31 protein-coding genes and 1 pseudogene are annotated in these 25,866 nt (G+C 70.0%); 21 read left to right on the top strand and 11 right to left on the bottom strand.

What is annotated here, in order from left to right:
* Positions 1-52: 52 nt before the first annotated feature.
* Positions 53-334, top strand: a complete 282-nt coding sequence (locus tag STRTUCAR8_RS09650; RefSeq protein WP_044471927.1) for a hypothetical protein — start codon at positions 53-55, stop codon at positions 332-334.
* Entirely contained in the window at positions 331-729 is a 399-nt protein-coding gene (locus tag STRTUCAR8_RS09645; RefSeq protein WP_006375389.1) for a type II toxin-antitoxin system VapC family toxin, read from the top strand. Before STRTUCAR8_RS09650 ends, STRTUCAR8_RS09645 begins: the two co-directional genes overlap by 4 nt.
* A 219-nt stretch (positions 730-948) precedes the next feature.
* Here the strand turns inward: STRTUCAR8_RS09645 and STRTUCAR8_RS09640 are convergent, their stop codons facing one another.
* From STRTUCAR8_RS09640 to STRTUCAR8_RS09625, 4 genes are all read right to left on the bottom strand, one after another.
* Positions 949-1,359, bottom strand: a complete 411-nt coding sequence (locus STRTUCAR8_RS09640; RefSeq protein ID WP_006375383.1) for an SCO4402 family protein — start codon at positions 1,357-1,359, stop codon at positions 949-951.
* A gap of 141 nt (positions 1,360-1,500) precedes the next feature.
* Positions 1,501-1,992 (bottom strand): MSMEG_6728 family protein, encoded by a 492-nt coding sequence (locus STRTUCAR8_RS09635; protein ID WP_006375375.1) that lies wholly within the window; start codon positions 1,990-1,992, stop codon positions 1,501-1,503.
* A 37-nt stretch (positions 1,993-2,029) separates the two neighbouring features.
* A complete protein-coding gene (locus STRTUCAR8_RS09630) occupies positions 2,030-2,281 on the bottom strand; it encodes a hypervirulence associated TUDOR domain-containing protein (protein ID WP_006375376.1) in 252 nt (83 codons plus the stop codon).
* Between the two features lie 111 nt (positions 2,282-2,392).
* Positions 2,393-2,845 carry a hypothetical protein gene (locus STRTUCAR8_RS09625; RefSeq protein ID WP_006375385.1) on the bottom strand — a complete coding sequence of 151 codons (453 nt, stop codon included), beginning with the start codon at positions 2,843-2,845 and terminating at the stop codon, positions 2,393-2,395.
* A gap of 194 nt (positions 2,846-3,039) precedes the next feature.
* Here STRTUCAR8_RS09625 and STRTUCAR8_RS09620 point away from each other — a divergent pair, with 194 nt between their 5' ends.
* The 8 genes from STRTUCAR8_RS09620 (at position 3,040) to STRTUCAR8_RS54055 (ending at position 11,197) form a co-directional block, all read left to right on the top strand.
* Entirely contained in the window at positions 3,040-4,722 is a 1,683-nt protein-coding gene (locus STRTUCAR8_RS09620; RefSeq protein ID WP_044471926.1) for a serine/threonine-protein kinase, read from the top strand.
* Positions 4,719-5,579 carry a hypothetical protein gene (locus STRTUCAR8_RS09615; protein WP_006375401.1) on the top strand — a complete coding sequence of 287 codons (861 nt, stop codon included), beginning with the start codon at positions 4,719-4,721 and terminating at the stop codon, positions 5,577-5,579. Before STRTUCAR8_RS09620 ends, STRTUCAR8_RS09615 begins: the two co-directional genes overlap by 4 nt.
* Before the next feature lie 294 nt (positions 5,580-5,873).
* Positions 5,874-7,310: a carboxylesterase family protein gene (locus tag STRTUCAR8_RS09610; RefSeq protein WP_006375395.1), complete on the top strand. Its 1,437-nt coding sequence runs from the start codon at positions 5,874-5,876 to the stop codon at positions 7,308-7,310.
* A 55-nt stretch (positions 7,311-7,365) separates the two neighbouring features.
* On the top strand, positions 7,366-8,388 hold the full coding sequence (locus tag STRTUCAR8_RS09605; protein WP_006375379.1) for an alcohol dehydrogenase catalytic domain-containing protein: 1,023 nt from the start codon (positions 7,366-7,368) through the stop codon (positions 8,386-8,388).
* Between the two features lie 144 nt (positions 8,389-8,532).
* Positions 8,533-9,537: an alpha/beta hydrolase fold domain-containing protein gene (locus STRTUCAR8_RS09600; protein WP_006375384.1), complete on the top strand. Its 1,005-nt coding sequence runs from the start codon at positions 8,533-8,535 to the stop codon at positions 9,535-9,537.
* A gap of 53 nt (positions 9,538-9,590) precedes the next feature.
* On the top strand, positions 9,591-9,719 hold the full coding sequence (locus STRTUCAR8_RS55095) for an MmcQ/YjbR family DNA-binding protein (RefSeq protein ID WP_267889052.1): 129 nt from the start codon (positions 9,591-9,593) through the stop codon (positions 9,717-9,719).
* A gap of 101 nt (positions 9,720-9,820) precedes the next feature.
* Positions 9,821-10,612, top strand: a complete 792-nt coding sequence (locus tag STRTUCAR8_RS54060; protein WP_006375392.1) for an AAA family ATPase — start codon at positions 9,821-9,823, stop codon at positions 10,610-10,612.
* A gap of 27 nt (positions 10,613-10,639) precedes the next feature.
* The gene (locus STRTUCAR8_RS54055) at positions 10,640-11,197 is read left to right on the top strand and encodes an AAA family ATPase (protein ID WP_006375373.1); all 558 of its coding nucleotides are present in this window, start codon (positions 10,640-10,642) and stop codon (positions 11,195-11,197) included.
* A 122-nt stretch (positions 11,198-11,319) separates the two neighbouring features.
* Here the strand turns inward: STRTUCAR8_RS54055 and STRTUCAR8_RS09590 are convergent, their stop codons facing one another.
* Positions 11,320-12,312, bottom strand: a complete 993-nt coding sequence (locus STRTUCAR8_RS09590) for an aldo/keto reductase (RefSeq protein WP_006375387.1) — start codon at positions 12,310-12,312, stop codon at positions 11,320-11,322.
* A 123-nt stretch (positions 12,313-12,435) separates the two neighbouring features.
* Between STRTUCAR8_RS09590 and STRTUCAR8_RS09585 the strand changes: the two genes are divergently transcribed.
* A complete protein-coding gene (locus STRTUCAR8_RS09585; RefSeq protein WP_044471925.1) occupies positions 12,436-13,056 on the top strand; it encodes a TetR/AcrR family transcriptional regulator in 621 nt (206 codons plus the stop codon).
* Positions 13,057-13,314: 258 nt separating this feature from the next.
* Here STRTUCAR8_RS09585 and STRTUCAR8_RS09580 read toward each other — a convergent pair whose 3' ends face one another.
* Positions 13,315-14,280, bottom strand: a complete 966-nt coding sequence (locus STRTUCAR8_RS09580) for a helix-turn-helix domain-containing protein (RefSeq protein WP_044471924.1) — start codon at positions 14,278-14,280, stop codon at positions 13,315-13,317.
* 150 nt (positions 14,281-14,430) lie between these two features.
* Here STRTUCAR8_RS09580 and STRTUCAR8_RS09575 point away from each other — a divergent pair, with 150 nt between their 5' ends.
* The 5 genes from STRTUCAR8_RS09575 (at position 14,431) to STRTUCAR8_RS09555 (ending at position 17,532) form a co-directional block, all read left to right on the top strand.
* The gene (locus tag STRTUCAR8_RS09575) at positions 14,431-14,826 is read left to right on the top strand and encodes an MmcQ/YjbR family DNA-binding protein (RefSeq protein ID WP_006375399.1); all 396 of its coding nucleotides are present in this window, start codon (positions 14,431-14,433) and stop codon (positions 14,824-14,826) included.
* Positions 14,823-15,191, top strand: a complete 369-nt coding sequence (locus STRTUCAR8_RS09570) for an MmcQ/YjbR family DNA-binding protein (protein WP_006375391.1) — start codon at positions 14,823-14,825, stop codon at positions 15,189-15,191. The genes STRTUCAR8_RS09575 and STRTUCAR8_RS09570 overlap by 4 nt, the downstream gene beginning before the upstream one ends.
* Before the next feature lie 98 nt (positions 15,192-15,289).
* Positions 15,290-16,045: an SDR family oxidoreductase gene (locus tag STRTUCAR8_RS09565; protein ID WP_006375382.1), complete on the top strand. Its 756-nt coding sequence runs from the start codon at positions 15,290-15,292 to the stop codon at positions 16,043-16,045.
* 40 nt (positions 16,046-16,085) lie between these two features.
* Positions 16,086-16,802: a TetR/AcrR family transcriptional regulator gene (locus tag STRTUCAR8_RS09560; protein WP_048818734.1), complete on the top strand. Its 717-nt coding sequence runs from the start codon at positions 16,086-16,088 to the stop codon at positions 16,800-16,802.
* 166 nt (positions 16,803-16,968) lie between these two features.
* Complete coding sequence (locus STRTUCAR8_RS09555; protein ID WP_006375370.1) at positions 16,969-17,532, top strand: dihydrofolate reductase family protein; 564 nt, start codon at positions 16,969-16,971, stop codon at positions 17,530-17,532.
* Between the two features lie 69 nt (positions 17,533-17,601).
* On the opposite strand, the gene STRTUCAR8_RS09550 is transcribed toward STRTUCAR8_RS09555, so the two are convergent.
* Positions 17,602-17,979, bottom strand: coding sequence for a MerR family transcriptional regulator (locus STRTUCAR8_RS09550; RefSeq protein WP_006375398.1), 378 nt, complete (start codon positions 17,977-17,979; stop codon positions 17,602-17,604).
* 76 nt (positions 17,980-18,055) lie between these two features.
* On the opposite strand from STRTUCAR8_RS09550, the gene STRTUCAR8_RS09545 reads away from it, so the two are divergent.
* The 4 genes from STRTUCAR8_RS09545 to STRTUCAR8_RS09530 all read left to right on the top strand — a co-directional run bounded on the left by STRTUCAR8_RS09545 (position 18,056) and on the right by STRTUCAR8_RS09530 (position 21,273).
* Positions 18,056-18,784, top strand: a complete 729-nt coding sequence (locus STRTUCAR8_RS09545) for an SDR family oxidoreductase (protein WP_006375396.1) — start codon at positions 18,056-18,058, stop codon at positions 18,782-18,784.
* Positions 18,785-18,998: 214 nt separating this feature from the next.
* Complete coding sequence (locus STRTUCAR8_RS09540; protein ID WP_006375372.1) at positions 18,999-19,541, top strand: DUF4232 domain-containing protein; 543 nt, start codon at positions 18,999-19,001, stop codon at positions 19,539-19,541.
* A gap of 258 nt (positions 19,542-19,799) precedes the next feature.
* A complete protein-coding gene (locus STRTUCAR8_RS09535) occupies positions 19,800-20,231 on the top strand; it encodes an NfeD family protein (RefSeq protein WP_006375388.1) in 432 nt (143 codons plus the stop codon).
* A gap of 4 nt (positions 20,232-20,235) precedes the next feature.
* The gene (locus STRTUCAR8_RS09530) at positions 20,236-21,273 is read left to right on the top strand and encodes an SPFH domain-containing protein (RefSeq protein WP_006375374.1); all 1,038 of its coding nucleotides are present in this window, start codon (positions 20,236-20,238) and stop codon (positions 21,271-21,273) included.
* Positions 21,274-21,439: 166 nt separating this feature from the next.
* Here the strand turns inward: STRTUCAR8_RS09530 and STRTUCAR8_RS09525 are convergent, their stop codons facing one another.
* The 3 genes from STRTUCAR8_RS09525 to STRTUCAR8_RS09515 form a co-directional block, all read right to left on the bottom strand.
* A complete protein-coding gene (locus tag STRTUCAR8_RS09525) occupies positions 21,440-21,973 on the bottom strand; it encodes a TerD family protein (protein ID WP_006375400.1) in 534 nt (177 codons plus the stop codon).
* A 234-nt stretch (positions 21,974-22,207) separates the two neighbouring features.
* Positions 22,208-22,621 (bottom strand): VOC family protein, encoded by a 414-nt coding sequence (locus STRTUCAR8_RS09520; protein WP_006375397.1) that lies wholly within the window; start codon positions 22,619-22,621, stop codon positions 22,208-22,210.
* 259 nt (positions 22,622-22,880) lie between these two features.
* Positions 22,881-24,398, bottom strand: coding sequence for an alpha/beta hydrolase (locus STRTUCAR8_RS09515; protein WP_044471923.1), 1,518 nt, complete (start codon positions 24,396-24,398; stop codon positions 22,881-22,883).
* Between the two features lie 698 nt (positions 24,399-25,096).
* On the opposite strand from STRTUCAR8_RS09515, the gene STRTUCAR8_RS52400 reads away from it, so the two are divergent.
* On the top strand, positions 25,097-25,402 hold the full coding sequence (locus STRTUCAR8_RS52400) for an MmyB family transcriptional regulator (protein WP_006375380.1): 306 nt from the start codon (positions 25,097-25,099) through the stop codon (positions 25,400-25,402).
* A 211-nt stretch (positions 25,403-25,613) separates the two neighbouring features.
* On the opposite strand, the pseudogene STRTUCAR8_RS55595 reads toward STRTUCAR8_RS52400, so the two are convergent.
* Positions 25,614-25,866, bottom strand: a pseudogene (locus tag STRTUCAR8_RS55595) (hypothetical protein); the annotation flags it as partial.

Genomic DNA, 25,866 nt, shown 5'->3' with positions numbered 1-25,866 from the left:
CCTCCGCCCACACTCTCTCCTCGTATGGCATTTTCAATGGCATACTGGAATCATGACCGATCACGGCGTGGGCCTCACCCCTGGTGACGGACCGACCAGCGGCATCTCCGTCACCCTGAGCGCCGGCACCCTCCACGCGATCCGTGAACGGGTCGGTAAACGGGGCCTCTCCGCGTACCTTGAGAAAGCCGCTCAGCGCCAGATCGAACGGGACAACCTGGACGAGCTGATCGCCGACTTCGACAAGGTCCACGGTCCGGCCGACCCGGAGGCCGTGGCGGCCAAACGCGCCCGGCTCACCAAGAGTGCGCCCGACGCCGGGGCAGCCGCGTGAGTGGCGCCCTCGTCCTGGACAGCGAAGGCCTGGCGAAGTCCGTACAGCGCGACCGGGAGATCCACGAGTGGCTGACGGCGGCTCGCGAGGCGGACCTGCCCGTGGTCACCTCGGCTGCGGTGCTCGTCGAGGTGATCCACCCGAGGATCAACGACGCCGCATTGAAGTGGACCCTGTCTCGCCTGCACGTCGAGCCGGTGACCCAGGCTGTCGCGCAATCCGCTGCCGCACTACTGCGAACCGCGGGGCTGCACGGCCACAAGTACGCCATCGACGCCATGCTGTGCGCGACCGCCCTGCGCCGTCCGGGCCGGGTGACGATCCTGACCTCCGACGTCGAGGACATCGACCTGCTCACCGTCGAGCACCCGCGTGTGAGCAGCGAAAAGGTCTGAACTGCCCGTTGTCTTCGGGTAGATGACCGGCGTCGCAGCCGGAGGGGCGTTCAGCGGCCCAGGACGCCCGCCTGCACGGTGACGGTCGGGACGCCGGACCACTCCAGCACTGCTCGGCGACAGGTCCGCCGAGCCGCGCGCGCCGCTCCGCCTCCGGCGCGGTCGTCCTGTCGAACGCCCTGAACGACTGCTCGTACTCGGAGACGATGTCTCATGCGGTCACTCGTCGGTGTGCTTCGCCTCCCACAGGGTGACAAGTTCGCTCAGGTCGTTCGCGACCATGACCTGTGCGAGACGTCCCGCGACGGCCACGACCTCGGGCCACGCGGATGCCCGCAGGTACTCCGCGTCGGTGTCGTCGGGGGCCTCAGCCGTCGAGGCGTTGAGCGCGACGCCCAGTTGCCGCATGAGAGAGACCTCTTCCTCGGTTCTCAAGCTGATGCCGAGGTAACGCTCGGGATGGTCGGCATCGCAGAAGTCGTCGAAGAGCGTGTGGAAGATGTGGTCCAGGTTCTCGAAGGACGATGGGTCGAGCCACACGTCCCGCTGCCACGGAGGGTTCCCCAGAGCCAGGACCGCCGGCACGAGGTTGACCCGGAAGTTCGCTGTGCGCCGACCGTCTTCGCTCACGAGTTCGAGGTTAACGCTCCCGGCCTCCAGGATTGTCGGCAATTTCTCCGGAACGGCTGAGCGGCAGGGCCTCGTGCCCGCAAGACGTTCAGCTGCGGTCAGATTCAGCCCGCTCACGGGGGCCGTGCCCCCACCGGCACGTCACGGGTGGAGGGTCTCCTCGGTGTGTTCCCGGTCGGAGTGTGGCCACACGTAGGGCAGGTCGTCCGGGACGTCGGGGAAGTGGTGTGCGTACGTGGCCGGGTCCTTGCGGACGAGGGCGGACCGGTGGCTGCGGTGGAAGGCCTCGTCGCCGAGCCAGGGCGGCAGTTCCCCGGCCGCCGCGAGGGCGGGCTGCTCACGTACGGGGGCGGCGCCCGGACGGTGCACGGCGAGACCGGCGACCAGCGAGGCGGCACAGCTGTCCCGGTGCCCCAGTTCACACCACACCCGGCAGACCTCCAGGCCGTACCGGACGAGTGCCTCCTCGTATCCGCTCCACATACGCACGGCGGGATGCCTGCGCCAGCCGTATCCCGGCACGGTCAGTCCCCGCAGGACCTGCAGGGCCTCGACCCGCTGCTTGCCCAGACGGCGGCGGTCCAGGAGCAGCGCGGAGCGCCGGAAATCGGGATCCACGAGGAACGTCTGCATGGTCGCCGTCCTACGGAGATGTGGAAGCCGTGGGGGGTCACCGTCGGCGCAGGGCGGACGGCTTGTGCACGGCGGCCTTGCCCGACTTGGCGCTGCGGACCTGGTACTGCGGGTCTTCGGGCGAGGCGTCCACCTCGCGGCCGGCGGCCTTCGTACGCTCGGTGATCCTGCGCTCGACCTTGCCCTCGGCGGTGGATCCGTGGCTCTCCCAGGCCACCTTGTCGCCCTTTCTCAGTTGTCCTTTCCGGTTTCCGTCCCCGGTTCTGTCCGGGTGCGGCTTTCTGGCCATGATTCCGGTCCCTTCTGCGGTGTCGTCGGGGTTGTCGGGGATGAGCTGGGGGATTGGGGGTTCGTGAGCCGCCGACGCGGTGGTTCGCGGGGTGTCCGGGCGCGGCGTCGTTCACTCGTCGGCGGCCGGTGGGCGCGCCGTGTGGTCGCGGTGACCGGCGGTACGGCGGTTCTCCTTCATCTCCGCCTCGTACAGATGGCGCCGGCCCTGGGCGAGTTCGCTCAGCAGGCTGCGTTCCAGCTCCTGGAACGGCCGGTAGTAGGTGTCGTCGTAGGCCTCGACGATCTGGAACGTCCAGTGCCCGGGGATGACGTTGCGGCCAAGGATCTCGGCCTCGACCTTCTCGGCCCAGCCGTGGTGCCCGGCCTCGCGCAGCAGCCGTACCGCCCGGTCGAGCTCCAGATCGGCCCCGCCGGTCAGCTGATGGAAGCCGTAGAGATGGCCCCGGGCCCGCTCGGTGGTCTCCAGCGCCTTCGACAGCGCCCCGAGGGCCTCGACGGTCGTGTCGTCTACGCCGTCCGGTCGACGGTGGCGGCGGTCGGGACCGTCCTGGTAGTCGCTCATGCCGCTCCTCGATGCCGGAAAGGATCTCCCGCCGAGTTCCCTGTCGCCTTCGGCCGAACCACCGGGCACTCCTCGATTCCGGGTGCCCACTGCAACCGCAGTGGCCGAAAACGTGTCTCTGGGTGCATGCTCTGTGGTCCGGGGCGGGTGGGCGTCCGGCAGCACGTGCGGCACGTGGGCCTTGGGGGGCTGGAATGAGCTCTGGAACGAGCACTTGGGAAGTACCGGGATACACCGGGTCGCTGGAGCTCGGGGCGGGGGCGAGTGGGCGGGTCGTGCTCGCCGTGCACGAGGCGACCGGCGTTCCGGTCGCGGTGAAGTACCTCAGCGACTCGCTGCGCACGCGGCCCGGCTTCGTACGCGACTTCAGGGCGGAGGCGCGGCTGCTCGGCGGGCTTGAGAGTGCGTACGTCACCGGCTTGTACGAGTACGTCGAGAGCCCGGACGGCGCCGCCATCGTGATGGAGCTGGTGGACGGCATCTCGTTGCGGACCCTGCTGACCAGCCGGGGCACGCTCGACCCCGAGTCCGCCCTCGTGCTCCTCAAGGGGTCGTTGCTCGGCCTGGCCGACGCGCACCGCGTCGGCGTCGTCCACCGCGACTACAAACCGGCGAACGTCCTGGTCGTACCGGACGGATCGTCCAAGCTGGTCGACTTCGGGATCGCCGTGGACGCCGGCACCAGCGTCGGCGTGGCCGGAACCCCCGCCTACATGGCCCCGGAGCAGTGGACCGGCGCCCCCGCCTCGCCCGCCGCCGACGTGTACGCGGCCACGGCCACGTTCTTCGAGTGCCTTACGGGCCACAAGCCGTACCCCGGCGACAACCTCGCCGAACTCGCCCTGCAGCACGTCGACGCGCCCGTCCCCGCCGATGAGGCCCCCGAGGCGGTGCGGGAGCTGATCCGGCGCGGTCTCGCCAAGGAACCGGGCCAACGGCCCAGCCAGGCCGAGGAGTTCGTCCTCGAACTGGAGGCGGTCGCGGGCGCCGCGTACGGGCCCGACTGGGAGGAACGCGGCCGGGGGCGGCTCGCCGCGCTGGTCGCCCTGCTGCCGCTGCTGCTGCCCTCGGCCCGCAGTACTGCGCGTACCACCACGGACACCGCACGCACCGTCCTGGGCAGCGATCCCGGCCTCGGCCGGGCGCGGTCGTGGCGGCCGGGCCGCCCGGGGATGCTGGTGGCCGGCGCGGCCGTACTCCTGGCCCTCGTCCTGTCGTACGGCGTCCCGAACACCGCGGGAGGGGATTCCCAGCAGGCGGCGCAGGCTCTGGCCACCACCAGTGCCCGGCCCGGCGTGGAGTCCGGAGGACTCACCACTCCGACCGCGTCGGCCGACTCGTCCCCGACGTCCACCACGTCGCCGGGCTCCTCGCCCTCGGCGTCGCCGTCCGCCGCGTCACCCAGCTCTTCACCCTCGGCGACCCCCGCTCCCGGCGAGCCCGGCACCACGACTCCGCCCCCGGCGACCACGACTCCCGCTGCGACACCCACCGCGTCGGCCACCGAGGCGACACCGACGACCGCTGCCCCCACATCCCCGGCAGCGCCCGCCGTCAAGGACGTCGCCGTGTCGGGCTTCCGGCAGACGGGTCCGACGACCGCCTCGGCCACGATCGACATCACCACGGACGGCACCGGCCCGATCTCCGTCACCGTCTCGTGGGCCACGGGCGACACCGGCCTACGGCTCGGCACCAGCCCGGACGGCCCGTCCCAAACGTTCGCACGCAGCGGCGCCACGCAGTACACATTCACCGTCGACCACACCTTCCAGGGCGACGGCTGCTACTGGACGGTGCAGGCCACGACCACCCCGGCCTCCGCCGACGGTGGCGCCTCGCAGCAGCTTCTGACCAGGGGATGCAGCGTCGGATGACCCCTCAGAACAACGACCGCGCCTCCGGTCGTAACCCCGAGACCGACGAGCCCACCCGGGTGCTGCGTACGGACGCCACGAACGCCACGGACGCCACGAACGACACGGACGACGCCGAGTCCACCAGGGTGCTCGACCTGGCGGACGCCGTGCCCACCCGGTTGCTTCATGCGGACGACGACGAGTACAGCGCCACGGTGCTGGCCAGCCACTGGATCCAGAGGCCCGAGCCTGAGACCGTTCGCATCGGCCCACCCCCTACGGACCCGACGGACGCGACGGACGAGACGGATGCGACGGATGCGACGGAGAAGCCGCCGACATCACCCACACCACCCGCACCTCCGACGCTGCCCGACCGTGTCGAAGGGACCGTGCTGCGATTCGGCCCGGGGGTGACGGCGGCCGTCGCGAACCGTACCCACAGCACGCCGCCCGTCGTGCCGCCGCCCTCCGGACCCCCGCGCAGACGCCTGCGAAGACACGCGCTGCCCGCGCTCGTCCTGATCATCGTCATCGCGTTCCTCGCCTGGCAGCGCCTGGGACCGTCCATCGCGGCACGCTCGGTGGAGGTCGTGGCCCGGCCGACGGTGCTGGGCTGCGACGCCACGGCTGACATCGCCGCCCTCGTCACCACGAACGGCCGACCGGGCACCCTCTCCTACCGCTGGACCCGAAGCGACGGCACCGCCTCGGGCGTCCTGCGCGAGGAGATGGTCCGGGGCCAGAAACACGCAAGCCTGCACCTGCTGTGGACCTTCCAGGGCAAGGGCCACTACACGGCACAGGCCGAACTGCGCCTCCTCTCACCCACCCGGCGCACGGTGACCACCCACTTCACGTACGACTGCCCCTGACCGACCGGCCAGGGAAGCCAGCCCTTCACACGCGATCTCACGCGACCTCACGCGAGCTGACCTGGCAGCTGCCTGCGCGGCGTCAACGTCAGCGTCAGGTCGCGGTGACCTCCCTGCGCTCCGACGACGTCGAGTGGTGGGGCGCAGACAAGTGTCACCTGCTGACCATCAGATGACCGCTGTCCGCCGGGCGATCTGCCGGAGCCGAGGGAATGCTGGGGAGCGTCACCGCGAGCGATCAGCCGCGACCCGCCGCGCCCGACATTCGAACCGCACCGGAAGGAATCTCACGCCATGACCGAGATCGCGCCCAAGGCTCCGACCGCACCAGGGGTGCGGTCCTGGTGGGGAATTCCGTACGCCACCGCCGAGCGGTACCGCCGTCCCGTGGTCGCGGACTTCGATCCGGACCGCCCCTACGACCGTAAGGGCGTCGTCTCCATCCAGCCCGACAGCGGCGACTGGCTCGAAGCGGACAGCGGGATGGGCGAGGACTGCCTGAACCTGAACGTGTGGGCTCCCGAGCAGCCGGCCGGGAAGACGCTTCCGGTGGCCGTGTACATCCACGGCGGCGGATTCGAGTACGGCGCGAACACCCAGATCACCTCGAACGCCGCCGGTCTCGCCGCGACGGGGCGTGTGGTGGGCGTGTCCGTCAACTACCGGCTCGGCGCGCTGGGCCCGCTCTCGCTCTCGCAGTACGGCGGGAAGCTCGCCGAGGCCAGCAACCTCTTCCTCCAGGACATCATCGCCGCGCTCACCTGGGTCCAGCGGAACATCGCCCACTTCGGCGGCGACCCCGACAACGTCACCGTCTACGGCCACAGCGGCGGCGCCTACTCGTCCCTCGGACTGCTCGGCGCTTCTTCCGCCGACGGCCTGTACCGGCGCCTGGCCGGGTTCTCCGGCGGGCCCGCCCGCTCCATCCCGGCCTGGTGGGCCGAGGAACTCGCCCACTTGTTCGTCACCGAACTCGGCGTCGCGGACAACCCGGAGAAGCTGCTGGACCTCGACCCGCTCTCGCTGCGGGACGCCCTGCGCAAGGTCCTCCCGACGGACCTCGGAGTCCGCGGCGGGGTGGACAACAAGGCCACCGGCGTCGTCCTGGACCTAGGGCAGCCCGGCGCGGTGGTGCACGCCCACCCCATGGACGTACTGGCCTCGGGCGCGCACCGCGACGTCGACATCCTGCTGAGCATGGCCAGCGACGACATGGGCTGGTGGGTGGCGAACGACCTCGACCGGTTCGACCCGGGCACCGTCGACCGCGTCGTCGACGAGGTCGCGGGGTGGCGCATCTCCCGCTCCCGCGCGCAGAAGATCGTCGACGCCTACGACCAGGGCGGCCGTACCCCGGCCGAGGTCCGCGCCGCGGTCATGGCGGACTACCTCTTCGCGATCCCCGCCGCCCGCGGCGCACTGGCCCACGCCGCCGCCGGCGGCAACGCCCACCTCCTCCTGATCGGGCCCGCCGAGGGCGCGCCCGCAGTGCACGGCACCGAGATGTACGCCCTGGTCGGCCAGGAACAGCCGGGCCGCAGCCCCGAGCAGGCCGAGCGGGACACCCGTATCCGCGACATCGTGCTCGACTTCGCCACCGGCGAGCACTCCCGTCTGTGGCCCGCGGTCACGGACAAGCCCACTTCGGAAACCGTCGGCAACTCTCCCTTCGAGGCCACCGCCCACTACCAGCAGGTCCTCGACCTGTGGGAGGGCATCGACCGTCCCTGACGGCCGACGGGCGATCCGGAACAGCGCAGGGACAACAGGGAGTGAGGTACTCGACATGAGCCAACCGACAGCAGCCGGCGACGCCGCACCGGCGACGATGAGGGCCGTCGTCGTCACCCGGCCCGGCGGCCTCGACGCACTGGAGATCCAGGACGTGCCGGTGCCCGTCCGCAAGCCCGGCTGGGTGCGGATCAAGGTCAAGGCGTTCGGCGTCAACGAGTCCGAGGTCACCACCCGCAAGGGCGAGTCCGACGCGGAGGTCACCTATCCGCGCATCCCCGGCATCGAGGGCGTCGGCCTGGTCGATGACGCCGACGAGAACAGCGGTCTGCGGCCGGGACAGCAGGTGGCCACGATGATGGGCGGCATGGGCCGCAGCTACGACGGCGCGTACGCCCAGTACGTGACCGTCCCCGCGGCACAGGTCATCCCGTTCGAGACCAGCCTGCCGTGGGATGTCGTCGGCGCGCTGCCGCAGATGTTCCAGACCGCTTACGGGTCCCTGACCCGCGGCCTGGACCTCAAGGTCGGGCAGACGCTGCTGATCCGCGGCGGCACCTCCACGGTCGGGCTGAGCGCGGCCACGATCGCGAAGGACCTCGGAGCGACCGTGCTGTCCACCACCCGCAGCGAGTCGAGGTCAGGGGAACTGCGGGCCGCGGGCGTCGACCACCCCCTCGTCGACAACGGCACCCTCGCCGACCAGGTGCGCGAGCTGATCCCGGACGGCGTCGACGCCGCCCTGGAACTGGTCGGCTGCTCGGTCCTCCCCGACACCCTGCGCACCGTCCGCCGCCACGGCACGGTCTGCTTCATCGGCGCCCTGGCGGGCCAGTGGACGATCCCCGACTTCAGCCCGTTCATGATCCCGGGCGGGGTGCGGCTGACGTCCTACGACGGTGATGCCACCGACCTCCCCGCCGACGTCTTCGCCCACCAGCTCCAGGCCATCGCCGCCGGACGTCTCAACGTCCCGGTCGCGAAGGCCTACCACGGCCTGGAACAGGTCCGGGATGCCCAGGCCGACCTCGAGTCCGGCGCCACGCCGGGCAAGCACGTCGTCGTCCTGGACGACTGAGACCTGATCGCGGGACGCGACAAGGTCATCGCGCACATCACCCGCATCACCCCCATCACCCCCATCACCCACATCGTGCGCAGTGGGTGCCTCAGCCTGACGGTGAGCTTCGGCGGTGCCCGTTGTTTCCGGAAGAGAGAACAGATGACGGACCAGACAGCAGCAGACGTTTTCGGCGCCACGACCGTCCGGCCCCCGTTGGACCCGCAGCTCGCGCCCGTCGAGGAGGCGCGGGGCGCTGTCTTTCCAGCCCTGACGGACGAGACCCTGCAGGAGATCCGACAGCAGATCGCCGCGGGTTCCCCCGCGTTGGATTCGGATGCTCTGACGGCGGGCGGCAGAGTGCGGGTGGAGGAGCGTCAGGTACCGGGGCCGGAAGGCGCGCCGGACATCACTCTGCTGATCCTCAGCCCCGTCGAGGACCGAGGCCCCAAGGGAGGCATCCTCAGCCTCCACGGTGGCGGGATGATCATGGGGGGACGCCGGGACCACGTGAGTCATCTCCTTCCCCATGTGATCGACGGGAGTGCGGTCGTCGTGTCGGTCGAGTACCGACTGGCGCCGGATCACCCCGATCCCGCGCCGGTCGAGGACTGCTACGCGGGGCTGGTGTGGACGGCGAAGAACGCGGCCGAGCTCGGTATCGACCCCGAGCGGCTCCTGATCGCCGGAGTCAGTGGCGGTGGCGGCCTCGCGGCGGGGACCGCGCTGCTCGCCCGCGACCGCGCCTTTCCCACGCTCAGCCACCAGATCCTGATCTGCCCCATGCTCGACGACCGCTTCGGGACGCACAGCAGTCGCATGGTGGACCGTGAAGGCGTATGGGACCGCTACAGCAACCTGTACGCGTGGACCTCCGTGCTGGGCGAGCGGCGCGGCGGCCCGGACGTGTCGCAGTACGCCGCGCCGGCCCGCGCCGAGGACCTCAGTCGGCTGCCGCGCACCTACATCGACACCGGCTCGGCGGAGGGGTTCCGCGACGAGATCCTGAGCTACGCCGGACGCCTCTCCGAGGCGGGCGTGAGCGTCGATCTCCACATGTGGGGCGGGGGCTTCCACGGGTCCGACATGTCGGTGGGTGACGCGGCTGTGTCGCGTGCTTCCAACGCGACCCGTGAGGAGTTCATCCGGCGGGCTCTCGACAAGTGAGCGGTGGAGGCTCCGTGGCGTGATCCCAACGTCGAGGTGGAAGTCGTCCACGGGTGGCGGCTCCCGGAGGAGTCCCCCCGATCACCGCCGAGCGCCATCTCGACAAGACGCACCGGATCTCGGTGGGCGGCGGCCGGAGTGTCACCGCTGCCCTGGTCGAGGACCGGGTCACCGACTCCTAGTGACCCGGCACTCGACTCGGCTCGCCCCGCAGCAGGCGGCCCGCCCGCACCTGACCGCCCGCCCGTTCCGACCACCGTCACCTACGCGAAAGCCCAGCCCCATGGCCCACAGCGAACCCGCGCTCGCCCTGTTCGACGACGATCCCGGCCCCGACAGCACCGGTGCGAGCGACACCACCAGGCCGGCCGTCGACGACCTCGCACGGCCTCTCGCCGACCGGCTGCGCCCGCGCACCCTCGGCCAGGTGGTCGGCCAGGAGCACCTGCTGGGCGATGAGGCGCCGATCGGGCGGATGGTCGAGCGGCAGCATCTGGTGTCGATGGTCCTGTGGGGGCCGCCCGGCTGCGGGAAGACCACCATCGCCCGGCTCCTCGCCGATGCCGCCGGTCTGGTCTTCGCCCCGCTGTCGGCGACCTTCTCCGGGGTCGCCGACCTGCGCCGGGTGTTCCGCGACGCCGAGCAGCGCCGAGCCCGGGGGCGCAGGACGCTCCTGTTCGTCGACGAGATCCACCGCTTCAACCGCGCCCAGCAGGACAGCTTCCTGCCGTACGTGGAGGACGGCACGGTCGTCCTGGTCGGCGCGACCACCGAGAACCCGAGCTTCGAACTGAACGGCGCGCTGCTCTCGCGCGGCCAGGTCTTCGTCCTCAAACGCCTCGACGAGCAGGCTCTGCAGACCCTCGCGACCCGCGCCGAGGAGCTGACCGGGCGCCGGCTGCCGCTGACAGGCGAGGCCCGCCAGGCCCTGCTCGCCCTGGCCGACGGGGACGGCCGGTACCTGCTCAACATGGCCGAACAGCTCCAGTCCCTGCCCACCGGCGCCGGCCCGCTGGACGTGGCCGGGCTGGCCCGGCAGGTGCAGCAGCGGGCCCCGCTGTACGACAAGGCCTAGGAGGGCCACTACAACCTGATCTCCGCGTTGCACAAGGCGATGCGCGGCTGCGACCCGGACGCCGCCCTGTACTGGCTGGCGCGGATGCTGGAGGGCGGCGAGGACCCGCTGTTCATCGCCCGCCGGCTGGTCCGCTTCGCAGGCGAGGACGTCGGCATGGCCGACCCGAGCGCCGTCCAGCAGGCCCTTGCCGCGTGGGACGTGTACGAGCGGCTCGGCTCGCCCGAGGGGGAACTCGCCCTCGCCCAGGCCGTCGTCTACCTGGCCACCGCCCCGAAGTCCGTCGCCGTCTACCGCGGTTTCGGCGCCGCGGGCAAAAGCGCCCGCCGTACCGGCTCCCTCATACCGCCGCCGCACATCCTCAACGCGCCCACCCGGCTGATGAAGAACCTCGGCTACGGCAAGGGCTACCAGTACGACCCGGACGCCCCCGACGGCTTCTCCGGCGCCGAGTACTTCCCCGAGGACATGGACCGAGAGACCTACTACCGGCCCACCGAGCACGGCCATGAGGCCGAGGTCGGCCGCCGCCTGGAGCACTGGGCCCGGCTGCGTGCCCAGCGACGCCACCCGGGCTCCGGCTGAGCCAGGACCAGCCGCCCACGGGAACGTTCTCGCGGTGTGCGAGAAGAACTGAGCGGCAGGAGCAGCCGGGGCGTCGGTGGAGGAGATCCGCCCCGGCCTGTTCGTCCCCTGTGCCGGTGCGGTCAGTCTGTGGTGAAGCTGGACAGGACCGCGGCCGGGAGGCGGCTGCCTGCCGAGCCGTGGGGCAGGATTTCCGTGATGCGGGCCAGATCGGCGGCGGAGAGCTGGACGTCGGCGGCGCCGGCGTTCTCCTCAAGGCGCTTGGTGCTGCGGGTGCCGGGAATGGGCGCGACGTCCTCGCCCTGGGCGAGCAGCCAGGCCAGTGCGAGTTGGGCGGTGGTGACGCCCCTGGTGCCGGCCAGATCCCTGAGCTGTTCGGTGGCGTGCAGGTTGTACGTGTAGTTCTCGCCCTGCCAGCGCTCGTCCCAGCTGCGCATGTCGTCCGCGGCGTACTCGCTCGCGGGCTTGACCTGGCCGGTGAGGAAGCCGCGGCCGAGCGGGGAGTAGGGCACCAGGCCGATGCCGAGTTTCCGCAGCACGGGAAGGATCTTCTCCTCGACCTCCCGCTCGAAGAGCGAGTACTCGTACTGGAGTACGGATACCGGGGTGACGGCGTGGGCGCGGCGGATGTACTGGGGGCCGACGTTGCTCAGGCCGAAGTACTTCACCTTGCCTTCGGTGATCAGGTCTCCGACCACGCCGGCGACCTCCTCGACCGGCACGTCGGGGTCGGAGATGTGCTGGTAGAAGAGGTCGATGTGGTCGCTCCGCAGGTGGCGCAGGCTGTTCTCGGCGACCTTGCGGATGTTTTCCGGGCGGCTGTCGAAGGCGGGGCTGATCGCCGGGGCGGTCATGTCGAAGCCGAACTTGGTGGCGAGGACCACCTCGTCGCGGAAGTCCTTGACCGCCTTGCCCAGGAGGATCTCGTTGCTGCCGGTACCGGCGCCGTACAGCTCGGCGGTGTCGAAGAAGTCGATCCCGAGTTCGTGGGCGCGGCGGATGGTCGCGATGCCCTCGTCGTCGTTCGAGGCGCCGTAGGCCATGGACATGCCCATGGTGCCCAGGCCGAGCGCCGAGACGCGCAGACCCTGAGAGCCCAGATTGCGGTGCTGCATGAGTTCACTCCCTGAGTGGTTCGCCGGCTTCACCCGTACAGTCAAACCGAACTGTTCTGTTTGACTGTACGTCCGATTGCTCGCGCCGCCAAACCAAACGGTTCGGTGCTCTATTCTGGGGTCATGCCCCCGTCCCGCGACTCCGGTCGGACCGCGGCGCCCGCAGCCGCCGCCGGCGACACGCGCGAGCGCGTCCTTACCGCTGCCATGGAGGAGTTCGCCCGCCATGGCATCGCCGGCGCACGCGTGGACCGCATCGCCAAGCTCGCCAGAACCAGCAAAGAACGCGTCTACGCCTACTTCCGCAGCAAGGACGCGCTCTATGCCGACGTCGCCGCACGGGAGTACGTCGTCATCGCCGACGCCACCCAGATGGACCCGCGCGACCTCCCTGGCTACGCGGGCCGCCTGTTCGACTACTTCGTCGCCCGTCCCGACCACTACCGCCTGATCGCCTGGGGCCGCCTCGAACTGCCGGGCACCGCAGCCGTTGCCGACGATCCCGCCCAGGCAGTGCTCGCCCGCAAGATCGACCAGCTCCGTCAGGTGCAACAGGCCGGACAGCTCGACCCCGCCTGGGACCCGGCCGACGTCCTCGCCCTGGTCAACCAGATCGCCATGACCTGGGCGTCGCAACCCGAACTCAGCGAGGCCGCCGCCGCACACGCCGTGGACCCCACCGCCGCCGCCCGCCGCGCCGCAGTGGTGACCGCTGTCGAGCAGCTCTTCCCTCGAGCGCGCTGACGTCCCCCGGACCGGCGGCAGCCCTGCTCGAACATTCTTCCAACGGCGCCCGCATCTGCCCGTAAGCAGGCTCCAGGCTCCGTGGAGAGGGTGGGCTGTTCACTGGAGCAAGGTGGGTGCCGACTTGGCACTCGCCCTGCGGGCGAATACCGCAGCTCTCGAACACCGACACCTCACCAGAGCTCCCATCAGCCGTTCCCGCAGATCGCGACGGGGGTCATCGCCTCCGACGGGCGCGGGGCCTCAGCCTCGTTTCCGTCACGCGTCGGTCCTCGTTGCGCGGGCGGCGAAAGCGGCCGGGGTGAGACCGGTGCGGTCGCGGAAGAAGCGGCCGAAGTTCGCGGTGTCGGTGAAGCCGAGGTGGACGGCCACGGTCCGGGCGTCCCACCGGGCGGCTCCCAGCAGGCGCCGGGCTTCCAACAGGCGCCGCTCGTCGATGAGTTCACGTACCCCCTTGCCGGTGGCGTCCCGGGCGGCGCGGCTGAGGGTGCGGACCGAGCAGCCGAGCAACTCGGCGTAGTCCGCGGCTTGGTGGAGTTCGCGGAAGTTCAGCTCCAGGGCGTCCAGGAAGCGCCCGTACCTGTCGGCGCGGCCGGTGCCGGTGCCGCTGCCGGTCGTGGTCGTGGCTGTGCCGGTGGGGGTGATGCCCGGGGAGTTGGCCAGGCGCAGCAGCAGTGATTCGAGCAGGCTGCGCCGCAGGGCGTGGTGGATGTCGAGGGGGCGGCGCCCCAGTGCGCGGTGTTCGTCCAGGAGTTGGAGTGCGGTCTGCTGGAGCCAGGCGGTGTCGTCGGGGTGTGGGCTGAGCACGGCAGGGGCCTCGTGCGCGGTGAGCGGGGCCAGTAGGCGGGCGAGGTCCGGGCGCAGCACGTCCGGTTCGAACAGGATGAACGGGCCGCGGGCCGCGCCGGGCGGATGCCAGCACAGCACGTGCCCGGGACGCACCCACAGCCACTGGCCGGGGGCGACGGTCCGCGTGACGTGGTCGACGTCGTGCCGCAGCTCGCCCTCGGTGACGGCGATGAGGTAGTGGAAGGTGGCGCGGCCCGGACGGGGCGGGTTCCACGGCCAGTCGTCGTGCTGGGCGAAGAAGTCCTCGACGGTACTCACCTCGAGGCCGTACGGAGTTCCGACCGGGGGCTGGAAACCGTACAGCGGAACCGTGGCGGATCCGGCCTGCCCGCTGGGCCTGGAGCCCCGCCCGGAGTGTCGTCTGTCGACCATCATGTGTCCGCAGCCTACGGCCCTTCTCGTCGGCCTCGACGGAAGGATGGGACGTGCCACCGTGCCCGCGCGGCGCGTCCTCGGCGTCCTTCGCGCTCTTCGGCGCCCAGTCCGTCCCCACCAGTCCGTCACCACCTGGGAAGGCTCACACCCATGAACGGATCGGCCCTGCACAAGACCGCCGCCGACTGCGCGGAGGAACTCCCCGGAAGCCGGCTGGAGCACCCCTTCGGCCCGGACTGGGAGGTCTTCAAGGTACGCGGCAAGGTGTTCATGCTGATGACCGAAGTCCCGGGGCGGCCCGTCGTGATCCTCAAGGCGGACCCCGGTGAGGCCCACGCCCTGCGGGAGCAGTACAGCCACATCACCCCCGGCTACCACATGAACAAGAAGCACTGGATCACCCTGGAGAGCGGAGAAGGCGTCGACCGGGAGCTCATCAGGGAGCTCGTCACCGACTCCTACCGGCTCGTCGTCGCCCGTCTGCCCAGGGCCGAGCGGCCCGTCGACCCGCACACCTACGGCACCGGCGCACAGGCGGCCGGGTGAGCGCGGCCGGTGACCGGCTCCAGGACACCGCCCGCCGGGCAGCCCTGGCCCTCCCCGACGTCAGCCACGGATACCCCTTCACTCCCGGGCTCGACGTGTACAAGGTCGCGGGCAAGGTGTTCCTGATCGTCACCGAGGACCCGGACGAACAGATCATCACGGTCAAGTGCGAGCCCGAACACGCCCGTGCGCAAGAACGCGGCCACGCCTCGATCACCCCGGGCCGCTACCTCGACAAACGCCACTGGATCTCGCTGGGTCCGGGCCCCGGCATCACCGAGCGACTCGTCACCGACGCGGTCGAGGACTCCTACGACCTGGTCGCCGGGCAGCTGCCACGACGCGACCGTCCCAGTGTCCGATGAAATGGTAAGTGGATCGACTTGCCTTCGGAGTGTGCGGGAGTTACCTTCAGGTGGTGAGTTCATCGACTTACCTAACGACTCGGCAAGGAACAATCACCATGAATCGTCTTGCGGGCAAGCGCGCCCTCATCACCGGTGGCACGAGTGGGATCGGTCTGGAGACCGCCCGGCGTTTCATCGCGGAGGGGGCCGATGTCCTGGTCACGGGCGTGACCCCGGCCAGTATCGACAGGGCGCGGGAGATCCTCGGGGACAAGGTGCCGGTGGTGCAGGCCGACGCACGCGATCTGGATGCGCAGCGCGCCCTGGCCAAGCAGGTGCGTGAGCACTTCGGGGAGCTGGACGTGGCCTTCCTGAACGCCGGCGTCTCGGACTGGCGGCCGTTCGAGGACCACACGGAGGACAGCTACGACCGGCTCTTCGACATCAACGTCAAGAGCGTCTTCTTCCTCACGCAGGCCCTGGTGCCTGTGCTGGCCAACCCGTCCTCGGTCGTCCTCAACGCGTCCAACAGCGCGCACGGCGGCTACGGGCAGTCGAACGCGTACGCCGCGACGAAGGCCGCTGTCTCCTCCCTGATGCGGTCGTGGAACGCGGACCTGCTCACCTCGCACGGCATCCGGTTCAACGCCGTCAGCCCCGGCCCCGTGGACACCCCGCTCTACTCCAAGCTCGGCATCGAGGACCCCGCGGTACAGACGGCGGTCCTGCAGGGGATCAGCTCCGGTATCCCGCTGGGCCGCATGGGCATGCCCGAGGAGGTCGCGGAAGCCGTCGTGTACCTGGCCTCCGACGTCTCCGCCTTCGCGGTGGGCCAGGACCTTATCCTGGACGGCGGCCAGACCGTCCTCTGACAGCGGGGATGCGGCTGGGAGACGGGCGAGGGGCGTGGGTATGTCGGTGGCGGACCGTGACCGAACGGAGACCGGTGGCGACACGTGCCGGGCCGGGTCCGACGCGCAGGCCAAGGCCGGGTATCACGCGCAGATCAAGGCGGAGAACCGCGCGCGCATCATCCGCGCCGCCCGCGACCTCTTCCTCGCCCGGGGATACGACAAGGCCTCCCTGGCCCAGATCGCCAAGGAGGCCGGCGTCTCCACCGGCACCCTCTTCAAGAGGTACCCGTCCAAGGCCGCCCTGTTCGCGGCCGTCACCTCCGAACAGTGGCAACTGGACGTGGAGTACGCCGAACCGCCCCCGCCCGGTGACCCCCGGTACGGGCTGGACCACATCGGCCGCGACTACGCCTGCCTGGTCGCGCGGCCCGGTACGGCGGCGCTGTGCCGCCTCATCATCACCGAGCTTCCCCAGATGCCGGAACTCGCCGACATCGTCGGCACCGGCTTCGCCATCGACCGCGGACCCTTCTTCGACCGGCTCCGCGACTACCTGGGCGCCGAAGCGCAGGCCGGCACACTCGACTTCCGCTCGGCCGACGGGCAGCCGCAATCGGCATCCACAGCCGCCGAACAGTTCCTCGGCATGATCTGCAGCCAGCTCCTGTGGCCCCAACTCGTACGGACCGACTTCGTCCCGCCCGACCCCACCGACGCCGCCATCGTGGACGAAGCCGTCGCCCTCATGCTCACCCGCTACCGCACCGGATCCTGAACCCCGGACCAGCAGTTCACGCGATGCCGTCTCCCCGGCGGAACGACGAGCCTGCGGCTGAGCCACCGAGTACGAGGACTACGTACGGGTTCGGATCGCGCACCGATGAGTTTCCCGCGTCGCGCCGGTCTGTACGGGTGAGACCGACTCACGGAAGGCTGGCGCCATGCGGAAACTGATCTACGGCATGAACGTGTCCCTGGACGGCTACATCGCCGCGCCCGGCGACGACATCGGCTGGGGCGTGCCGAGCGACGAGCTGTTCCAGTTCTGGTCCGACCAGTTGCAGGCGACCGACCTGACGCTGTACGGGGGCAGGCTGTGGCAGACGATGAGTTCCCACTGGCCGACCGGTGACCAGCAGCCGGGCGCCACCTCGGCGGAGATCGGGTTCGCGCGCCGCTGGCGGGACATGGCGAAGGTGGTGTTCTCCTCGACGGTCGACAAGGTCGACTGGAACACCCGCCTGGTCACCGGCGACGCGGTCGCCGAGATCACCCGGCTCAAGGCCCAGGACGGCGGCCCGATGGACATCGGCGGCGCGACGCTCGCGGGGGCGGCCATGCGGGCCGGGCTGATCGACGAGTACGTACTGGCCACCGCGCCGGTCCTGGTGGGCGGCGGCACGCCGTTCTTCAGCGTGCTGGACAGCTTTGTGAACCTGAAACTGGTGGAGACGCGGACGTTTCCCGGCGGAGTGACCCTGACCAGGTACGAGACGAGGCGCTGAGCACCCGCCACGCGACTCGATCAACTCGTGAGCCGACCGGCAGAGGACGAGGCGTCCGGCCGACCGTGTCTACGGGTGTGTGTCCGTGACCGCGATGACCTCGTCGAGGTGGTCCAGGGCGGCCTGCAGGTCGTCGATCTTGGCCTGGATGCGCTCGCGCTCGGCGCGCAGCATGGTTCGTTGCCCGGCGTCGGTGTGCCCGGCCTCCCAGCACGGAAGGAGTTCGGTGATCCTGCGGCTGGTGAGGCCGGCGGCGAACATCTGCTGGAAGAAGCGGATCAGGGGGACCGCGTCCTGCCGGTACAGGCGTTGGCCGGACGGGCTGCGCTCCGCGATGAGCAGCCCCTGCTGCTCGTAGTAGCGCACGGCGCGCACCGAGACGCCGGCACCTCGTGCCACCTCGCCGATGCGGATCAACCGCTCGCCCGCGCCCACTGTGACAGTCACGGTGATTCCCCTCACCCCTGGCCCTGACGACCAGCACTTGCCTCTGACGTTAGCGTCAGGTTTTAGCGTACCGGTCATGGACATCAACAACTCCGTCGCCCTTGTCACCGGTGCCAACCGTGGCCTGGGCCGCGCCTTCGCCCAGCGCCTGCTCGAACGGGGCGCCCGCAAGGTCTACGCGACCGCCCGCCGACCGGAGACCGTGGACCTGCCCGGGGTCGAGGTACTGCCCCTCGACATCACCGATCCCGCATCCGTGAGGGCCGCCGCCGAGGCCGCCCCGGACGTCTCGCTGCTCATCAACAACGCGGGAATCAATACGGGGACCGACCTGGTGACCGGTTCGCTGGACGCGGTGCGGCACGAGCTGGAGACCAACATGTTCGGCCACCTGGGAATGATCCGGGAGTTCGCGCCGACGCTCGCCAGGAACGGCGGGGGCTCGATCGTCAACGTCCTCTCCGCCATGTCGTGGTTCGGGGGCGCGGGCGCCAATGCCTACCACCTGACCAAGGCCGCCGCCTGGGCCATGACCACCGGCGTCCGCCTGGAGCTCGCCGAGCAGGGCACGCTCGTGACAGCGGTACACCTCGGCCTGGCCGACACCGACATGGCGGCGGGCTGGCCCGTGGACAAGATCGCACCGTCGGACCTGGCCGACGCGGCACTCGACGGTGTCGAGGCGAACTCCGCCGAGGTCCTCGCCGACCAGTGGAGCCGGGACGTCAAGTCCCGGCTGCCGCTGACGCCGGAAGAGTTCAACGCCGCGATGGACCGCGCTCTGGCGGCACTGATGACGACCTGAGGGGCGCTGCGGCAGGGTTTTTGGATTCTGCCCTTCAGGGCAACTTCGATGGCTGAACGGGCATTGGCCTCAATCATTCATGGGGGTATGTCGGATTACTCGGAGCATGTTTTCCGGCACACCGGAACCGTCCCCGGGTATTGCACATCTTCGGGTGTGCAGGCGCGCATTGACCTCGTGCGCCGATTCGTATTCGAGGAGAACCAGAAACTTCATGAAGAAGAACCTGACCGCCATGGCCCTTGCGGCGATCGTCGTCGCCGGTACTGCCGCTGCCGCCATCCCGGCCTCGGCCGCCACCGCCAAGGCCGCACCGACCCGCTGCCACACCGCAGACCTGTCGGCCGGCTTCGCCGTGGGGGATGACGCGAAGCCGGAGATGGGGCAGACCGAGAAGCAGACCGAGGCGTACGTCTGGTTCACCAACAAGAGCAACCGCACCTGCACCCTGTCCGGCTTCGCCGGTGTCGACATGATCGGCGCCCAGACGACGGACGGCACCTGGTCACTGGCGCGCTCCTCGAAGACGCCTCCGAAGCTGACCCTGGAGCAGGGCGACACGGTGGACTTCAGCATCACCCTGCTCCCGGTGGCCAAGTCCACGCCGCAGGCGGAGAAGTTCGTTCCGGCGAAGTTCCTGGTCACCCCGCCGAACGAGACGGAGCACTTCACCCTGACGTGGCCCTTCGGCGGCCAGATCCTCAAGCAGGACGGCGCCACCCACCCGGCCACTTTCCTCAACCCGGTCGGGCTGTAACCACCGGACAGCCTCTGAGCTGTCCTTCAGCGTCACTGGTGGCCACCGCGCTGCTCCCGGAACGGGTTGAAGTCTCCGGGTGGTGCGGTGGCCACGTCTGACACGCGGCCCGCCCGGCCCTTCCCGCCGGGGCCTGTAGGCGGCCGAGGCCGACGGGCGGCAGGGTTTCTTTACTCAGGGGTATCGCGGCTGCCCCTGACGGGGTCCAATGGTGGGAGACAGGCCCTTCGCGCCCACACCGGTCAGAAGAGGCACGCTATGGATCCATGGCTGATCTGGTTGGTCGTCGCAGCCGTGCTGGCTGTGGCGGAGATCTTCACCCTCACCGCTGCGCTCGGACTGCTGAGTGCGGCCGCGCTGGTCACGGCGGGGTCCGCCGCGGTCGGGCTGCCGCCGCCCTTGCAGTTCCTGGTGTTCGCCATCGTCGCCACAGTCACCGTGCTGTTCGTGCGCCCCGTCGCGCTGCGCCACGTGATCCGGCCCCAGGTGGCGCGATTCGGGGTGGACGCGCTGGTCGGCAAGACCGCCTTCGTCGTCTCGGAGGTGACGGGCCTGGGCGGCAGGGTCCGTATCGACGGTGAGGAGTGGACGGCCCGCGCGTACGACGAGACGCTGGTGATTCCACCTGGAAAGACAGTCGACGTCATGGAGATAAGCGGCGCCACCGCGATCGTCTACCCCCGGGACTGAAGCCATGGAAACCTCAGCGTTCCTCATCACCGGCCTGATCGTCGCGCTGATCGCGGTTTTCACCGTGGTGCGGGCGGTCCGTATCGTGCCCCAGGCGCGCGCTCGCAACGTCGAGCGGCTCGGCCGCTACCACCGGACTCTGGATCCCGGCCTCAGCCTCGTCATCCCTTTTATCGACCGCGTTCATCCGGTGATCGATCTACGGGAACAGGTCGTTTCCTTCAAACCGCAACCGGTCATCACCGAGGACAATCTGGTCGTCGAGATCGATACCGTGCTCTATTTCCAGGTGACCGACCCGCGCGCGGCTTTCTACGAGATCGCGAATTTCCTCCAGGCGGTCGAGCAGCTCACCGTCACCACCCTGCGCAATGTCGTGGGTTCAATGGACCTGGAAAAGACCCTCACCTCACGGGACACCATCAACAGCCAGCTGCGCGGCGTGCTGGACGAGGCCACCGGAAAGTGGGGGCTGAGGGTCAACCGGGTGGAGATCAAGGCCATCGACCCGCCGCAGTCCATCAAGGACGCGATGCAGAAGCAGATGCGAGCCGAGCGGGACAAGCGGGCCGCGATTCTCGGGGCCGAGGGGCAGCGCCAGTCGCAGATCCTCACCGCCGAAGGCGACAAACAGGCCGCCGTCCTGCGCGCGGAGGGCAACCGTACCGCTGCGATCCTCCAGGCAGAGGGCCAGTCCCGGGCCATCGACGAGGTGTTCCAGGCCGTACACCGCAACGACCCCGACCCCAAACTGCTCGCCTACCAGTACCTCCAGACGCTGCCCCAGCTCGCGCAGGGCTCCGGCAACAACTTCTGGGTGATCCCCAGTGAGATCACCTCCGCGCTCCAGGGCATGTCCCGCGCCTTCACCGAGGTGCTGCCCCAGTCGCCGGCCACCCGCGAGAAACCCTCGGACGACATGGTCGCCCAGGCCGCCAACGACACGGCCCAGGCGGCGGAAGCCGCTGCCGAGGCCCTCGCCGAAGCAGCCAAGGCCGAGCGCGTCACCCCCGACACCCTCCCGCCCACCCCGCCTCACTGACGGCGGACGGCGCCCTGTCGGCGCGACTCGCACACCGCAAGCCGCCGAGTACCCGGCCTATGACGATCGCCGCCCGTCACCCTGCGCCGCTCGACCGCACCCATGCGCCGTACGTCTGCCGCGCTGCCGTCGGTCAGTCCTCGGTCAGCCGTCGGTCAGCCGTCGGTCAGTGCTGTGCGGCGCTGCCCATCTCCGCGGTGAATACCACGGGATCGCTGTCGAACCCTCGGACCATCTCGTGGAACCCCCACGCTCCGGAGGTGTCGCGGACGAACTCGGCGACGGTCGTGGCGGTGGATCCGGCGACCTGCGCGAAGTCGTCCTTCAGCAGTTCCTTGTACCCCTCGACGACCAGCACTCCGGCATTCGACATGTCACCGAAGGTCATGGGGCCGCTGTTCTGGTGGATGGCCACGCCCACGACCACCCGCGCGAAGGAGGACGCGAGGCGCTCAAGCTCCAGCGTCATCACCTCGACATAGCCGAACCCCTGGCCGGTCTGGCTGTGCCGACTCATGTTGATGGTGCCGTCCGGTGAGCGGCTGTCGAAGTGGACGACGTACACCGGCCGCCCGTAGGGGGCGTCCGCCGAGTAGGTGGTGGCGATGATGTCGAGATGACGAGGTGGCTGATCCCAGGGACTCGGATCCCACTTGAGCCGTACCTCGGCCTTCCCCACTCCCGGGCTGTCACTGCTCACCGGATTACCGCCTCCCCCGTATCGGGTATCGAGTCATCGCGGGATGGTCCCCGCATGGTCAAGTATGGCTCTGGGGGCGGCGGCTGCCGTTGGGGTGTGCGGGCCTTCGCCTACCTTCGGAACCACTGATGACCACCGCTCGCCGGGTCTGATCCCGGGCGGTGCGACATGGAAGACCACGATCGGCTCCGCCGGTGATCGGCGGAGCCCAACGTGGCTGGTGCGGCTCAGCGGTCAGCTCTGCGGCGGGATGATGTCGACCATCCAGGGGATGCCGAACCGGTCCGTGCACATGCCGAACACGTCGCCCCACATCTGCTTGTCCAGCGGCACGGACACCGAGCCGCCGACGGACAGCTTCTCCCAGTAGCCGCGCAACTCCCCTTCGTCGTCGCCGCTCAGGCTCACCGAGAAGTTGGTGCCCGGGGTGTGCTCCATGCCGGGCGGGGTGTCGGCGCCCATCAGGGTGAAGCCGCTCGGGGTCTCCAGCATGGCGTGCATGATCTGGTCTGCGTTCGGGGCGTTCTGCTGGCCGAACTCGCCGAAGGTGTTGAGCTTCAGCGTGCCGCCGAAGACCTCCTTGTAGAACTCCATCGCCTGCCGGGCGTCACCGCCGAAGCTGAGGTAGGGGTTGAGACGCGAGCTCATGGAAACCTCCCGTGATGGGGCAATTGATCTGATATGCGCAGATTAACGCGAGGCGCTGACGGCGATACTGATGTTCACTTGTGCGTCGCCGGGCGAGCGATGCCCGAACCAGGCAGGGTCAGGGTCGCAGGCGTACGGCGGGTCGGTGCGCCGAACGGCGCGGCCCGGCAGGTGTCCCCCCCCCATGCGCCGCTAAGGCTGTGCCGCAGGCCGCGTCCCCTCCGGCTAGGGGGATCAGTCGAACAGTGGTTGGCGCCGGCTAGGCACGGCAGGTGACGTCGTGGCTGGGCAGGCGGCCTGTGACCAGGTAGGTGTTGACCGCGTTGGTGGCGCAGGCGGGGGTGGCGGGGATGCCGTACACGCCGTGATCCCGTCCGCCCCGGACCTGGACGAGGCGTGAGCCGCGCAGGGCGCGGTGCATGGCCTGGCCGCTTGCCGCCGGTGTCTGGGAGTCCCACTGGTTCTGCAGGATGAGAGCGCCTCCCGTGTTGTCGACTCGTGTGGCCGGTTCGGCGCCGCGCGGCCAGAAGGCGCAGGGCGTGATGTCGGAGGTGAAGTCCCCGTAGAGGGGGAGGCGAGCGCCGTCGCGTATGGCGTCGTGCCGGTAGCGGGCCGGGTCGCGGGGCCATGAGACGGAGTTGTCGGCGCAGACGACCGCCCAGTGCAGCGCCTGGAAGTTGGCGTCGAAGGGGTCCGCGGCATCGTCGGACGGCTGCGGATCCGGGCGGGTGGCCCGGGCCTTGCGGAGGCTGACGACGTCGCGCGCGGCCTGATAGGGGTCGTAGAAGAACATCGGCCGCAGCGACTCGCGGATGTCGGCGCCGGTGACGGCCCGGTCCTCGAAGTCGAGGTCGCTGCCGTTGTACTTGAGCGGCGTGCTGTCGGCACGGGCGAGCAGCCGGAAGAACGCGGCGCGGACCTCCGCGGGAGTGTCACCGAGGTGGTACGTATGGTCCCGGCCGGCGACCAGACGGGTCCAGTCCCGGAACGCGGGCTCGACGCCCTCGGCCATGGCCTGGTACGTGCCCCGGCCGAAACGGTTCGGGTCCACTGAACTGTCGAGGACGACGCGGTCTCTGCGGGCCGGGAACATCTGGGTGTAGACGGCGCCGAGGTAGGTGCCGTAGGACAGGCCCATGTACGAGATCCGCTTCTCACCCAGGACGGCGCGTATGACGTCCATGTCCCGTGCGGTGTTACGGGTCGTGAGGTACGGCAGGCGGGCGCGGTCCCGGGCGACGCACTTCGCCGCGAAGCCGCGGGCGGAGGCGGTGTTCCGGTCGAAGGACGCCGGCCGGTAGGCACGAGGCCAGTCCAACTCGGTCGTGGTGAGGCCGCAGTTCAGGGGGCTGCTGGCGCCCGTGCCGCGCGGATCGAAGCCCACGAGGTCGTACCGGTCCCGGACGCTCTTGGGCATGATCTCCTTGTACGCCAAGGGATTCCCCAGTCCTCCGGCCCCTGGCCCTCCCGGGTTGGACAGCAGCACACCATGCCGCTTGCCGGGCACGCTGGTGCGCAGCCGGGAGATCTCCATGCGCAGGGTGGGTCCGGCGGGCCGCGTGTAGTCGAGCGGCACTTCGAGGGTCGCGCACCGTAGGTCGGCGGGGTACTCCGCGGCGGTGCCGCAGCGGTGCCAGGCAGGGCGCTGGTCGTAGTAACGGTCGAGGGCGGCGGCCGGCGCGCGGTCGGCTTCGGTCGCTGTCGCCTGGGCAGTGGGAATGCACAGGCTGACGATCAGTCCGACCGCTACGAGGGCGGCCTTGTGTGCGGTACGCATGACAAGACTCTGCTTCCCCACCCGGCCACCCCGCCTCGGCCGAACGGCCACAAACGAAGGCGGTCGCCGGGCGCCCTCGGCCGAAAGTCCGAGGGACGTACGCATGCGCGGGCCGTGATCGCTGACGCGCCCCCTGCACCGGGGTGAGCCCTTCACCGGTGAGGCCGTGCAACGTTTGGTGCTCACGGTTTGGCGCGCGGCAAAAAGGTCCCGGTCGATGACCTGGGCCCTGGTTCGTGATCGCTGGAGCGGATGACGAGGGCCCGGGCGGCGGGAACAACGCCGCCTCTACGCGCGGAGGGCCGCCGAACGCGGAGGCTGCCTCAACAGGTGTCCTCGCACGTGGGGGTCTCGGCGCGGCTGCCGTGCGGCGGCAACCGAGTTCCGCGCTTCCGGCAAGTCCGCGCTGCGACACCTGGTTTGTGCTCCTGTAACGCCATTTCACCGACAGACGCAGCGCCGCGGACGGTGCCATGGGCGGAGCCCCTTCTCATCTCCCCCGCCCGCGCGACGGCGGGCACGATCCGGCAGTCGCGCTGGAAGACCAGGTTGTGCAGGTATCGCCGGTGGCCGTGGCCCCCAGCGTGGGTACCTCAGCTTCCGCCTGCTCGGGTGCGAACACGTTCAAGGGCCAGTCGTGGACGGTCGCGCCCCGCAGATGCGGATGGTGGAACCCGCCCCCGTAGTACGCCAGCAACGTGACCGGAGCGATCTCGAGTGATCTCGGTCTCGCGCTGCGCCAACTCACCATGAACTGCGACGAGTTCGCATCCCGCTGGGCCCGGCACCCGGTACGTACCTGTACTTCCGGGGTGAAGCACCTGCGCCATCCGATGGTCGGAGCGATGGACCTCAGCTTCGAGAACCTCGTCATCCCCGGCGCTTCCGGCCAGCGCCTCATCGCCTACACGGCCGAGCCCGGCTCGCCGTCGGAGGCGGCTCTGCGGCTCCTCGGCAGCGCGACGGCTCCGGTGGCGGAGGATCCGGCGGCGGTACGGCGCTGACGCGCTGCGCCGCCCGGCGAACTGAGGCTCCGTCGGATGCCAGGTATGGGCGAGGCGCATGTAGGTGTACGCCGCCGAGGCCCTGATCACGTGGTGGTGCCAGGCGGGGAACGAGCGCCCCGCGAAGTCCAGCAGCTCATGACGGCCGTCCATGAGGTCCGCGGTGACGGTGGAGCTGCTGTAGAGGCGGGTCAGTTCGAGGAGCGCGTCCTCATTCGCCGGCTACGGGGCCGTACAGATGGAGCGCCTGGCCGGTGACGTGGGTGACGCACTCGAAGTCCCGGTCGCGGTGCGGCAGAGCGAGTCCCCGCAACTCGGCCCGTGGCGGCCACCGCGAGGCGGGACGGCCCCGGGGCTGCGGTGCTGTCCGCGCAGTCACCCCGCAGGTGCGGCTCTTCCACGGGACGTCACCCGCCAGGAGGCGCTCCACCAGTGCCGTCTTCCCCGATCCGGCCTCTGCGGGG

It is taken from the genome of Streptomyces turgidiscabies Car8 (genome assembly GCF_000331005.1).
In the GTDB taxonomy this organism is placed as follows: Bacteria; Actinomycetota; Actinomycetes; order Streptomycetales; family Streptomycetaceae; genus Streptomyces; species Streptomyces turgidiscabies.
This window is presented reverse-complemented; position numbering and strand designations above follow the sequence as displayed.